Source organism: Streptomyces sp. V1I1, assembly GCF_030817355.1.
GTDB lineage: Bacteria > Actinomycetota > Actinomycetes > Streptomycetales > Streptomycetaceae > Streptomyces.
On record NZ_JAUSZH010000001.1, the window covers coordinates 4,813,699 to 4,826,234 of the forward strand.

Consider the following 12,536-nt stretch of genomic DNA (forward strand, 5'->3'; position numbering starts at 1 on the left):
GACAGGGTAGCGTCGCGACGCTGCGTATTCGAATTGCTTTGGAGAGTGACCGGGGTCCGCTAGTGTCCCGGCCCGCAGCGCCATCAGGCGGACCGGACCTTACGGAGCGTCGTGAGCAATTCGCAGGGCAGTCACCATGCCGTACGCGGCGGTCTGAGCGCCGCCGCCGGGACAGCAGAGCCGTACGAAGCGCCCGAGACGTCGTACGCGTACGAAGCGCCCGAGACGTCGTACGCGTACGAAGCGCACGACATGTCGTACGAGACCTACCCGCCGCCCTACGTCCCCACAGCGCCGACGCTGCCGCGCCAGGTCTCGGCCCCGGCCCTGGCCCCCGCCCCGGCCCTGGCCCCCGCCCCGGCCCTGGCCCCGGCCCCGGCCCCGGCAGTCTCCGGGACCGGCGGCCGCGCCGAAGCCCGCCGGGCCGCCCGCCGCCGCAAGGCGGGCGAGACGCCCGACACCCTGCGCCGGCTCGTCCCGCATGCCCTCGTCGTCGCCTTCCTGGCCGGCGGCACCTCGGCATTCGTCGCCAGCGACAAGGCGGTGCGGCTCACCGTCGACGGCGTACCGCGCACCATGCACACCTTCGCCGACGATGTGCAGGAGCTCCTCGACGACGAGGGGCTCGACGTCAGCGGGCACGACATCGTGGCCCCCGCCCCCGCCGCGGCCCTTGCCAGCGGCGACGAGATCGTCGTCCGCTACGGCCGGCCCGTCACCCTCACCCTGGACGGGCAGCGCCAACGCGTATGGACCACCGCCCGCACGGTCGACGGCGCACTGCGCCAGCTCGGGGTCCGCGCGCAGGGCGCGTATCTGTCCGTCTCGCGCTCCATGCCGATCTCCCGCGATGGTCTTGCCCTCGATGTGCGGACCGAGCGGACCCTGACCTTCATGGCCGACGGGCGCGAGCACACCATCCGTACGAACGCGGCGAGCGTGCGTGAGGCTCTGGACCAGGCCGGGATCGCGCTGCGCGGCGAGGACACCACGTCCGTGCCGCCCGACAGCTTTCCGCGCGACGGGCAGACCGTCACCGTCATGCGGATCACCGGCACCAGGGAGGTGCGCGAGGAGCACATCGACTTCGACGTCGAGAAGGCGGAGGACCCCTCGCTGTTCTCCGGCACGGAGGTCGTCGTACAGCAGGGCAGACCGGGCGCGCGGCGGGTCACGTACACGCTGCGCACCGTCAACGGCGTCAAACAGAAGCCGCAGAAGGTCGCCGAGGAGGTGGTGCGGGAGCCCGTCGCCCAGCGGGTGAAGGTGGGCACCGAACCGCTGCCCAACTCCGTGGCGGGCGCGGACCGGCTGAACTGGGACGCTCTCGCGCACTGCGAGTCCGGCGGGCGGGCGGGCGCGGTCGACCCGTCGGGGACGTACGGCGGGCTGTACCAGTTCGACACCGGGACCTGGCGGTCGCTGGGCGGCAGCGGGCGGCCGCAGGACGCGTCCCCGGAGGAACAGACGTACCGGGCGAAGAAGCTCTACGTGCAAAGGGGGGCGAGTCCGTGGCCGCACTGCGGCCGTAGGCTGTATCAGTGAGCACCACTGAGCCCGACGCACTCCTCGGCCCCGCCGACATCCGTGAACTGGCCGCAGCGCTGGGCGTACGCCCCACCAAGCAGCGCGGCCAGAACTTCGTCATCGACGCCAATACGGTCCGCAGGATCGTCCGCACGGCCGGGGTGCGCGAGGACGATGTGGTCGTCGAGATCGGCCCCGGGCTCGGGTCGCTGACCCTCGCCCTGCTGGAGGCGGCTGACCGGGTCGTCGCCGTCGAGATCGACGATGTGCTTGCGGGCGCGCTGCCGTCGACGATCCTGGCCCGTATGCCGCAGCGGGCCGCGCGCTTCTCGCTGGTGCACTCCGACGCGATGCTCGTCGAGGAGCTGCCAGGACCGCCGCCGACCGCACTGGTCGCCAACCTTCCGTACAACGTCGCCGTGCCGGTCCTCCTCACCATGCTGGACCGCTTCCCGACGATCGAGCGCACGCTGGTGATGGTCCAGGCGGAGGTCGCGGACCGGCTCGCGGCGCAGCCCGGGAACAAGGTCTACGGGGTCCCGTCGGTCAAGGCCAACTGGTACGCGGACGTGAAGCGCGCGGGCTCGATCGGGCGCAATGTCTTCTGGCCAGCGCCCAATGTCGACTCGGGTCTGGTCTCGCTGGTGCGCCGCGAGCCGCCGAAGACAACGGCCACGAAGGCGGAGGTCTTCGCGGTGGTCGACGCCGCGTTCGCGCAACGGCGCAAGACGCTGCGGGCGGCGCTTGCGGGCTGGGCGGGGTCGCCCGCCGCCGCGGAGACCGCGCTGGTCGCGGCGGGGATCTCACCGCAGGCGCGCGGCGAGTCCCTGACGGTGGATGAGTTCGCACGGATCGCGGAGGCCAAGGCGTGAGTGTGACGGTACGAGTGCCGGCGAAGGTCAATGTCCAGCTGGCCGTCGGCGCGGCGCGCCCCGACGGCTTCCACGACCTCGCCAATGTCTTTCTGGCCGTCGGCCTGTACGACGAGGTCACGGTGACACCGGCCGAGTCGCTGACGATCACGTGCTCCGGCCCGGACGCGTCGCAGGTCCCGCTGGACCGTACGAACCTGGCGGCCCGCGCGGCGGAACTCCTCGCCGCCCGCCACGGCATCGATCCCTCCGTCCACATCCACATCGCGAAGGACATCCCGGTCGCGGGCGGCATGGCGGGCGGCAGCGCGGACGGCGCGGGCGCGCTGCTCGCGTGCGACGCGCTGTGGGGTCTTGACTCGCCGCGCTCCGAACTCCTCGCCATCTGTGCCGAGTTGGGCAGCGACGTGCCGTTCAGTCTGGTGGGCGGTGCGGCGCTTGGCACGGGCCGCGGCGAGCAACTGACCGAGCTCGAGGTCGGCGGAGAGTTCCACTGGGTGTTCGCGGTGGCGGACGGCGGCCTGTCGACGCCGGCGGTGTACGCCGAGTTCGACCGCCTCAACGAGGGCGTCGCGGTCCCCGCTCCGGCCGCGTCCGGGCCCCTGCTCGAAGCCCTCCGCACCGGCGACGCGGCGGCCCTGGCGGCGGCCCTTGCGAACGATCTACAGCCCGCGGCCCTCTCCCTGCGCCCGTCCCTGGCCGACACCCTGACGGCGGGCACGTCGGCGGGTGCGCTGGCGGCCCTGGTCTCCGGCTCGGGCCCGACGACGGCGTTCCTGACGAAGGACGAGGAGTCGGCGGGGGCGGTGGCGGAGGCGTTGCTGCGCTCGGGCACGTGCCGGGCGGCGAGGGTGGCGGGGGCGCCGGCGGTGGGTGCGGTGCTGGTGTAGGGCGGTTGGCTTTTCCCCACCCCGCCCGTTCCCGCAACCGGGGCTCCGCCCCAGACCCCGCGCCTCAAACGCCGGCGGGGCTGATTTTCGGGGCTCCGCCCCGGGCCCCGCGCCTCAAACGCCGCCCCAGTTCGGGAAGTGGAGGTCCCCCCACGCCCGCCAGGGCGTAGGGGGAGGGTAGGGGAACTTCCCCCCGCCACACCCCCACGCACCCGTACTCACCTCCAACTTGAGTACAACCGCCCTCCCTCACCCGCCCACCCCCCGGCACCGTACCCCCATGGGATCAAGCGTTCGTGAGCTCGTCGCCGCCACGCCCGGTACGCGCGATCGGTACATCGACCTGTTGCGGGTCGCCTCGCTGGGGACCGTCGTGCTCGGGCACTGGCTCATGGCCGTCGTCACCGGCGACGGCGTCGGGAATCTCCTCGCCGTCGTGCCCGAGCTGCAGCTGCTCACCTGGGCCCTGCAGATCATGCCCGTCTTCTTCTTCGTCGGCGGTTTCTCGCACGCCCTCTCCTACCGCTCCCTGCGCCGCAGGCAGCCCGGCGGATCGGTCTACTCCGCCTTTCTGCGGGCCCGCCTCCAGCGGCTGCTGCGGCCCACCATGGTGTTCATTCTCGTCTGGGGCGCCATCGCGCTGATCGTTCAACTCCTCGGCGGGGAAGGCGGATTGACCGCAGTGGCCCTGCGCCTCGTCGCCCAGCCGCTCTGGTTCATCGGGATCTACCTGGCGATGGTCGCCTTCACCCCGCCGCTGCTGAAGCTGCACGAGCGATACGGCTGGGGAGCCTTCGGCGCGCTCGTCGCGGGCGCCGTCCTCGTCGACGGGCTGCGGTTCGTCGCCCACGTGCCCTTTGTGGAGTTCCTGAACTTCGCCTTCGTCTGGCTCGCCGTCCACCAGCTCGGCTTCCTCCGCGCCGACGGCCGGATCCGCATGCCTTCGCTGCTCGCTGCGACCGGACTGGTGGCCGCCGCCGGGCTCGTCGCCGTCGGCCCGTACCCCCTGAGCATGGTCGGGATGCCCGGCGAGAAGGTCTCCAACATGGCCCCGCCCACCCTCGCCCTCCTCTGCCACGGCCTGTGGCTTGTCGGCGCGGTGGAGTTGCTCCGTACGCCCGGCACCCGCCTGGTCCGGCGCGCCGGGGTCTGGCGGGCCGTCGTCGCCGCCAATGGCATCGCGATGACCGCGTTCCTGTGGCACCTGACCGCGATGCTCGGCGTGTACGGCGCGCTGCTCGCCCTCGACGTCCCGCTGCCGGAGCCCGCGAGCGCCGCCTGGTGGGCCCAGGTACCGCTCCGTATCGCCGTGGCCGCCGCCCTGACCGCGCTGCTGGTCGCCGCCTTCCGCGCTTTCGAACGCCCGGTGCAGACCACCCCGGCCACCGGTTCGGGCCCGGTCGCCGCCCTCGGCATCACTCTCTGCCTGTTCGGAGTGCTCGGCCTGTCGATGGTCGGCTTCGGCGGAATGCTGGAGGGAAAGACCGCGATGCTCGTCGCCGTACGCGTCAGCGCGCCCGCCGCGGTCGCCATGGCGCTGATCGGCTGGCTGCTCGTCGAACGGGCGGGGCGAGGCCGCCGCTCCTGAGTCCCGCCCGCGGCGATTACGCTGGGAGGCCGATCGATCCCCTCATCTGGAGTGTTAATGGCCGTCAACCTGGTCAATGTCGAGGCAGTCAGCAAGGTGTACGGAACACGTGCCCTGCTCGACGGGGTCTCCCTCGGCGTGTCCGAGGGCGACCGCATCGGCGTCGTCGGCCGCAACGGCGACGGCAAGACCACCCTCATCCGGTTGCTTGCCAAACTGGAGGGGCCCGACACCGGACGGGTCACTCAGAGCGGCGGGCTGCGGCTCGGGGTGCTCACGCAGCACGATTCCCTCGACCCGGCGGCCACCGTCCGGCACGAGGTCATCGGCGACATGGCCGACCACGAGTGGGCCGGCAACGCTCGGATCCGCGACATCCTCACCGGGCTCTTCGGCGATCTGCACCTGCCGGGCTTCGAGCAGGGGCTCGACACGGTCATCGGCCCGCTCTCCGGCGGCGAGCGCCGCCGTATCGCGCTCGCCAAGCTCCTCATCGCCGAGCAGGACCTGATCGTCCTCGACGAGCCCACCAACCACCTCGACGTGGAGGGCATCGCCTGGCTGGCGAAGCATCTGCGGACGCGCCGCTCGGCGCTCGTCTGCGTCACCCACGACCGCTGGTTCCTCGACCAGGTCTGCACGCGGATGTGGGACGTCCAGCGCGGCTCGGTCTTCGAGTACGAGGGCGGCTACAGCGACTACGTCTTCGCGCGCGCCGAGCGCGAGCGCATCGCCGCCACCGAAGAGGTCAAGCGGCAGAACCTGATGCGCAAGGAGCTGGCCTGGCTGCGGCGCGGCGCCCCGGCCCGTACGTCCAAGCCGCGCTACCGCATCGAGGCCGCCAACGAGCTGATCGCCGATGTGCCGCCGCCCCGGGACACCAGCGAACTGATGAAGTTCGCCAACGCCCGCCTCGGCAAGACCGTCTTCGACCTGGAGGACGTGACCGTCCAGGCCGGGCCGAAGCTGCTGCTGAAGCATCTGACCTGGCAGCTCGGCCCCGGCGACCGCATCGGTCTGGTCGGCGTCAACGGCGCGGGCAAGACCTCGCTGCTGCGCGCGCTCACCGAGGCCGCCCGCAGCGGCGGCGATGTGCAGCCCGCGGCCGGGCGGATCGTCGTCGGCAAGACGGTGAAGCTGGCCTACCTCTCGCAGGAGGTCGGCGAACTCAACCCCGCCCTGCGGGTGCTGGAGGCCGTACAGCAGGTACGGGACCGCGTCGACCTCGGCAAGGGCCGGGAGATGACCGCGGGCCAGCTGTGCGAGCAGTTCGGCTTCACCAAGGAGAAGCAGTGGACGCCCGTCGGCGATCTGTCCGGAGGTGAGCGCCGCCGGCTCCAGATCCTGCGGCTGCTGATGGACGAGCCGAACGTCCTTTTCCTCGACGAGCCCACCAACGACCTCGACATCGAGACCCTCACCCAGCTTGAGGACCTGCTCGACGGCTGGCCGGGTTCGATGGTCGTCATCTCCCACGACCGGTTCTTCATCGAGCGGACGACGGACAAGACGTACGCGCTGCTGGGCGACGCCACTTTGCGGATGCTGCCGCGTGGCATCGACGAGTACCTGGAGCGCAGGCAGAAGATGATCGAGGCCGCCGCCCCGGCGCCGGCCGCCGCGCCCGCCGCCCCGACGACCGAGAAGTCCGCGTCGGACGTGCGCGCCACGAAGAAGGAACTGCAGAGGATCGAGCGGCAGTTGAACAAGATCTCCGACCGGGAGACCAGCCTGCACGCCCAGATCGCGGACAACGCCACCGACTTCGAGAAGGTGGCGAAACTCGACACGGAACTGCGTGAGCTCATCGGCGAGCGCGACGAGTTGGAGATGCGCTGGCTGGAGCTGGCCGAGGATGCGTAGAGGCGGCGTGCAGGTCTAGTAACGAGGGCATCACGGGCCGGTCCTCCCTTGGGAACAGGGGCGGACCGGCCCCTTGTTCGACACCCGCCGAGTGATAGAAAGAAGCTCCGCTCGACCAATTCAAGACAGCGGAATCCGTGTCCGAAGCGCTCCCTTGCGGAGCAGACGCTCGCCGGAACAGCGGGGGAGACCGGCTCGGGCAGTGAGACCACAGCAAGGGGGAAGCGCCACATGACTCAGCCGCCCGGCCAGCAGCAGCCGCAGGGGGGCTTTGGCGTTTCCCAGGGTGCGCAGCAGGGGTTCCCGCAGCCGCCGGCCCAGCCGCCGCAGACGCCGCCCACGCAGCCGCCGTACCCCCAGCCCGGGCCGTACGGCCGGCAGCCGGGGCCCTACGGGCAGCAGCCCGGACCCTACGGGCAGCAGCCCGGACCCTACGGCGGCTACCAGCCCCAGCCCCAGCCGCAGTACCCCGGCGCGCCAACCCCGCCCGGCGGTGGCGGCTTCCTCAAGGGCAAGCCCGGCGCCGTCATCGGCGCGGCGATCGCAGGCCTGTTGGTGATCGGCGGCGGTACCTGGTTCGCCCTCAGCGGCGACGGTAAGGACGACAAGCCCAGCGTCAGCAAGAGCATTGACGATCCCAAGCCGTCCGACTCGGCCTCCGTCGACCAGGGCAAAGGGACCGTCGGCGGCGAGGGCGACCTCAACGCCGGGCGCAGGCCGGGCGAGGCGAGGATTGTGTTGCTGGCGAAGAACGACATCGACGTGCCGGGCAACGGCGCCGAGATCTTCGGCCCCTGGGTCGTGGGCGACACGATTGTCAAGGCCATGTCCAAGGAGGTCGACGGCTACTCGGTGACCGACGGCAGGAAGAAGTGGAGCGTGAAGCTTGGCGCCGATGCGTGCCTGGCCGCCCCCCAGGCTTCGGCCGAGGGAAAGATCGTCATCGGTGTCAAGAACGGTCTCACGGGGAAGTCGGACTGCAGCGATCTCCAGATGATCGATGCGAAGACCGGCAAAGCGGGCTGGAAGACGTCCATCCCCAAGCCCAAGGGGCTGATCGGTTTCTCCGACTTCACCGTTGTCCTCAGCGGGAACACGGTCACCGCGGCAGGCCTGGACACCTCCTACGGATTCGGCCTGAACGACGGCAAGCAGCTCTTCGGCAAGCCGTCGTCCGGCTGCCGGCCCTACGGCTTCGCGGGCGGCACCCGGCTGATCGCTGCCGCGAACTGTCCCACCAGCGAGGCCGAGAACTTCAAGCAGGAGATCCAGAACGTCGACCCGGCCACCGGCAAGGCCACATGGACGTACGCGCTCCCCGCCGACTGGGAAGTCGACAAGGTCTACGCCGTCAACCCGGCTGTCGTCTCCATCAAGCTGCAGGTCGATGACTCCGACGAGAACACCAAACGGCGGATCATCGCCCTCACGGACAGCGGAAAGCTGCGCTCGCAGCTCCAGTTCGGCAAGGACAAGTTCGAGCCGCGCTGCAGCAGTTCGTCCATCGCCTACCGCGGGGACATCCAAGGGTGGTGCACCGGTGTCGCCGCCGACGCGTCCACCCTCTACCTGGCCACGAAGCCGACCGACACCAACGACGTCGTTGCGTTCAACCTGGACACCGGCAAGCCCAAGTGGCGTTCACCGGCGGGACCGGGCCGCACGATGATGCCGGTGACCGTTCAGGACGGCAGCGTCGTGGTCTACATCGCCCCGACCTACAGCGTGGCCGGCGCGGTCGCGACCATCGCCCCGGCGGGCGGTGCGCGGAAGGTCGTGCTGAAGCACCAACTGTCCGCCGTCGAGACCGAGTCCGGCTTCATGGAGCCGCGGACGGTGTATGCGGACGGCCGCTTCTTCCTCGCCACCACCCGTATCAACGGCCTCAACGACGCGGAGGAGAGGGAGACGAAAACATTGATGGCCTTCGGCAAGTGACCGCGTTCTGAGCCATCCGAGTCATTCGGACATCCCAACTCCTTCTCTCATCTCCCCATTTCCAGAGGTAACCACTCCATGACACAGCCGCCGAACCAGCCGCCGAACCAGCCGCCGCAGCCGCCGAACCAGCCCCCGCAGGGAGGCTTCGGAGCTCCGCAGGACTCGCCGTACGGAGCCCCTCAGCCGCCCGCGCAGCCGCCGCAGATGCCGCCCGCCCCGCAGGGGCCGCCGCCCGCGGCTCCCCCCGGGGCACCCGGCTACGGCTATCCGCAGACGCCGCCCGGACAGCCCGCTTACGGCTACCCGCAGCAGGCCCCGGGCCAGCCGGGTCCGTACAACCAGCAGCCCGGCCCGTACAACCAGCAGCCGGGTCCCTACTCCGGCTACCCGACGCAGCCGCAGTACCCGGGCGCGCCCGTCCCGCCCGGCGGCAGCGGCGGCGGCAACTTCTTCACGAGCAAGCCCGGCATCATCATCGCCGCGGCTGTGGCCGGACTGCTGGTGATCGGCGGCGGCACCTGGTTCGCGCTCAGCGGCGGTGACGACAAGAAGAACGACAAGAACGTCAGCAAGAGCGACGACCCCAAGCCCTCCGGCTCGGAGTCCGTCGACCAGGGGGATGGCAGCGGCGACGGCCGCGAGGCCAACGACGACCTGAACGCCGGGCGCAAGCCGGGCGAGGCGAAGGTCATGTTCCTCACGAAGAACGACGTCGACCTGCCGCGCAACGGCGCCGAGGTGTTCGGCCCGTGGGTGGTCGGCGACACCGTCGTCAAGGGCATGTACAAGGAGGTCGTCGGCTACTCGGCGACCGACGGCAAGAAGAAGTGGACCCTGCCGCTCGGCACCGAGATCTGCTCCGCGCCGAGCCAGACCACGGTCGACGGCAAGATTGTCGTGGGTATCAAGGACGGCCTCACCGAGAAGTCCAAGTGCCTCGATCTGCAGATGATCGACCTCAAGACCGGCAAGGCGGGCTGGAAGAAGCCGATACCGAAGGCCAGCGGGGCCTTCAGCTCGCTCTCCGACTTCACCCTGTCGATCAGTGGCAACACCCTTGCTGCGGGAGGCACCGGCAACTCATACGGCTTCTCGATCGCCGACGGCCGGCAGCTCTTCAAGGGACCCACCGAGGGCTGCAAGCCGTTCGCCTTCGCCGGCGGCCCCAAGCTGCTCGCCGCCGCCAGCTGCCCGACGTCGGACTACAACAAGCCCAAGCACCAGCTGTCGGAGGTCGATCCCACCACTGGCAAGGCCAAGTGGACGTACGACGCCCCCGTCGGCTGGGAGATCGACAAGGTCTACTCCGCCAGCCCGCTCGTCGTCTCCCTGACGCAGCGTGAGCCGAAGAAGTGGTCGATCGTCGCGCTCAAGGACAACGGCACGCTGCGCTCGCAGATCGACGGCGGCAAGGACAAGTTCCAGCCGCGCTGCGGCGGCGCGTTCGTGGTCTTCGGCCAGAACCTCGAGGGCTGCACCGGTGTCGCCGCCGACGCCACGAACTTCTACATGGCGACCGAGACCGCGTACGGCACCGCCAACGAGGTCGTCGCCTTCAACCTCAACACCGGCAAGGCCGCCTGGCGTTCGTCCGCCGAAGGCAAACGCCAGATGACGCCGCTGCGAACGGAGGCCGGGAACGTTCTCGTCTACATGAACGCGTCGTACGACGCGGGCGGTGCGGTCGCCACGATCGCGCCGACGGGTGGCGCGCCGAAGGTGCTGTTGCAGCACCCGGCCTCGACCGCCCAGATCGAGAGCTCCTTCTACTCCCCGAAGCTGGTGTACTCGGACGGCCGGTTCTTCATCGCCAGCGGCCGGGTCAGCGCCGGCAACGACGCGGAGGAGAAGGAGACGAAGACCATGATGGCCTTCGGCAAGTGACGCGTCCTGAGCCTTCCGACCCACTTCCTTTCTCCACGCATCCTTTCGAGGTAAGCACGCCATGACGCAGCCGCCACCGCCGCCGAACCAGCCCCCGCAGGGAGGGTTCGGGTCACCCCAGGACCCTCCCCCTGGCTTCGCCGGGGGGGCCCCCACGCCAGGCTTCGGAGCCCCCACGCCTCCGCCCCCGCAGAACCCTTCGTACGGCTATCCGCAGACGCCGCCGCCCGCTCAGCCGCCGCAGGGCCCGCCGCCGGGACAGCCCGCTTACGGCTACCCGCAGGCACCCGGTCAGGCACCGGCTCAGCCGCCGGGCCAGGCGCCCGGTCAGCCCCCCAACTACGGCTACCCGCAGGGTCCGCCGCCTGCCCAGCCGGGCTACGGCTACCCGACCCAGCCCATGCAGCCGCAGTACATGCCGCCCCAGCCCGGCGGCCCCGGCAGCGGCGGCGGCAAGAAGCTCAGCACGCAGATGCAGATCATCATCGCGGCGTCCCTCGCCGTGGTGCTGATCGTCGGCGGCGGCATCTGGTACGCCTCCTCCAACGACGGGGGCGGCGGCAAGAAGGACGAGAGCAAGAACAGCTCGGCCGGGCCCGCGGGCTCCACCGGCGGCGACAGCGGCGGCAAGGCCGCCGACGGCCCCGGCAAGGAGAAGGCGCCCGCGAACGTCAACTCCAAGGTGGCCTTCCAGCTGCCGGAGCCCGCGCGCACCGACATCACCAGCGTCAAGGGCTCCTGGGTCACCGACAAGGCCTACGTCAAGCCCGGCGTGAACTCCCTCGTCGGCTACGACGCGGCCAAGGGCACCCCGCTGTGGACCCTCGCGCTGCCGGGCCAGATCTGCGCGGCGTCCCGCCATGTGTCCGAGGACAACAAGGCCGCGATCGTCTTCGAGGCCACCAAGCGGGTCCCGCCGAAGAACTACCAGCCGTGCACCGAGGTCGGCGTCGTCGACCTCAGCGCCGGCAAGCTGCTGTGGAGCAAGTCCGTCAAGGGCACGTCCCGGGGCGACGAGAAGATCAGGTTCAGCGAGGTCACCCAGAGCGGCACCACGGTCGCCGCGGGCGGCACCGACGGCGGCGCGGCCTTCGACCTCACCAGCGGCGCCGTCCGCTGGAAGCCCACGGCCAACGCCGAGGGCTGCTACGACATGGGGTACGGCGGCGGCCCGGCGCTCGTCGCGGTCCGCAAGTGCGGTTCGTACGACAGCCCGCAGGTCATCATCCAGGGCCTGAACCCGGACAACGGCACCCCGGCGTTCTCGTACAAGATGCCTGCCGGCGTGGAGTACGCGAGCGTCCTCTCCAGCAAGCCGCTGGTCGTCGCCGCAGACGTCGGCGACACGGGCTCGGGCGGCATCTCGGACTTCTTCTCGCTCGACGACAAGAGCGGGACGCTGCGCGCCAAGATCCCGGCCACGGGCGACAAGTACCAGGCGCGGTGCGGCTCCACCGAGGTCGAGAACTGCCAGAAGGCCGTCGTCGGCAACGGCCGGCTGTATCTGCCGACCTCGGACCACGAAGGCACCGGGGAGTACGGCGACACCAACGAGATCGTCTCCTTCGACCTCGCCACCGGAAAGCCGACCAGCGACCGGGCGGACGCGGGCGACCGGTACACGATGTTCCCCGTGCGCATGGACGGCGGCAACCTCATCGCGTACAAGTGGCCTCCCTACGACAAGGGCGGCCAGGTCGTCAGCATCGACGGCAGCACCTTCAAGCAGACGGTCCTGATGGAGAATCCGGCGGACAAGGCGGTACGGGAAGCGGAGACCAGCTTCTCCTCGGACTACGCCGAGTACCGCTATGCCAATGGGCGGCTGTACGTCGGGGCGGTTCTGATGAGCAAGCCGTCGTCTTCCTCGTCGTCCTTCGGGAAGAAGTACCTGGCTGTCGCCTTCAGTACGGCCGACTGATTTCCGGACAAGTGGGCAGGTGGCCCGGCACATCGGTTTTCCGATGTGCC

Annotated in this window: 8 protein-coding genes; all 8 read left to right on the forward strand. The window is 70.4% G+C overall.

Annotated features, from left to right (window positions below):
• Window positions 1-111 precede the first annotated feature (111 nt).
• The 8 genes from QFZ67_RS22755 to QFZ67_RS22790 all read left to right on the forward strand — a co-directional run bounded on the left by QFZ67_RS22755 (window position 112) and on the right by QFZ67_RS22790 (window position 12,486).
• Window positions 112-1,545: a ubiquitin-like domain-containing protein gene (locus QFZ67_RS22755; protein ID WP_373430094.1), complete on the forward strand. Its 1,434-nt coding sequence runs from the start codon at window positions 112-114 to the stop codon at window positions 1,543-1,545.
• Window positions 1,542-2,399: a 16S rRNA (adenine(1518)-N(6)/adenine(1519)-N(6))-dimethyltransferase RsmA gene (rsmA, locus tag QFZ67_RS22760; RefSeq protein ID WP_307662925.1), complete on the forward strand. Its 858-nt coding sequence runs from the start codon at window positions 1,542-1,544 to the stop codon at window positions 2,397-2,399. The genes QFZ67_RS22755 and rsmA overlap by 4 nt, the downstream gene beginning before the upstream one ends.
• Window positions 2,396-3,289: a 4-(cytidine 5'-diphospho)-2-C-methyl-D-erythritol kinase gene (locus QFZ67_RS22765; RefSeq protein WP_307662926.1), complete on the forward strand. Its 894-nt coding sequence runs from the start codon at window positions 2,396-2,398 to the stop codon at window positions 3,287-3,289. The genes rsmA and QFZ67_RS22765 overlap by 4 nt, the downstream gene beginning before the upstream one ends.
• 280 nt (window positions 3,290-3,569) lie before the next feature.
• Window positions 3,570-4,877 carry an acyltransferase gene (locus tag QFZ67_RS22770; RefSeq protein ID WP_307662927.1) on the forward strand — a complete coding sequence of 436 codons (1,308 nt, stop codon included), beginning with the start codon at window positions 3,570-3,572 and terminating at the stop codon, window positions 4,875-4,877.
• Between the two features lie 57 nt (window positions 4,878-4,934).
• Window positions 4,935-6,740: an ABC-F family ATP-binding cassette domain-containing protein gene (locus QFZ67_RS22775; protein ID WP_307662928.1), complete on the forward strand. Its 1,806-nt coding sequence runs from the start codon at window positions 4,935-4,937 to the stop codon at window positions 6,738-6,740.
• A gap of 231 nt (window positions 6,741-6,971) precedes the next feature.
• Window positions 6,972-8,678 carry a PQQ-binding-like beta-propeller repeat protein gene (locus QFZ67_RS22780; RefSeq protein WP_307662929.1) on the forward strand — a complete coding sequence of 569 codons (1,707 nt, stop codon included), beginning with the start codon at window positions 6,972-6,974 and terminating at the stop codon, window positions 8,676-8,678.
• A gap of 78 nt (window positions 8,679-8,756) precedes the next feature.
• On the forward strand, window positions 8,757-10,565 hold the full coding sequence (locus QFZ67_RS22785) for a PQQ-binding-like beta-propeller repeat protein (RefSeq protein WP_307662930.1): 1,809 nt from the start codon (window positions 8,757-8,759) through the stop codon (window positions 10,563-10,565).
• A gap of 61 nt (window positions 10,566-10,626) precedes the next feature.
• A complete protein-coding gene (locus QFZ67_RS22790) occupies window positions 10,627-12,486 on the forward strand; it encodes a PQQ-binding-like beta-propeller repeat protein (RefSeq protein ID WP_307662931.1) in 1,860 nt (619 codons plus the stop codon).
• Window positions 12,487-12,536: the final 50 nt, after the last annotated feature.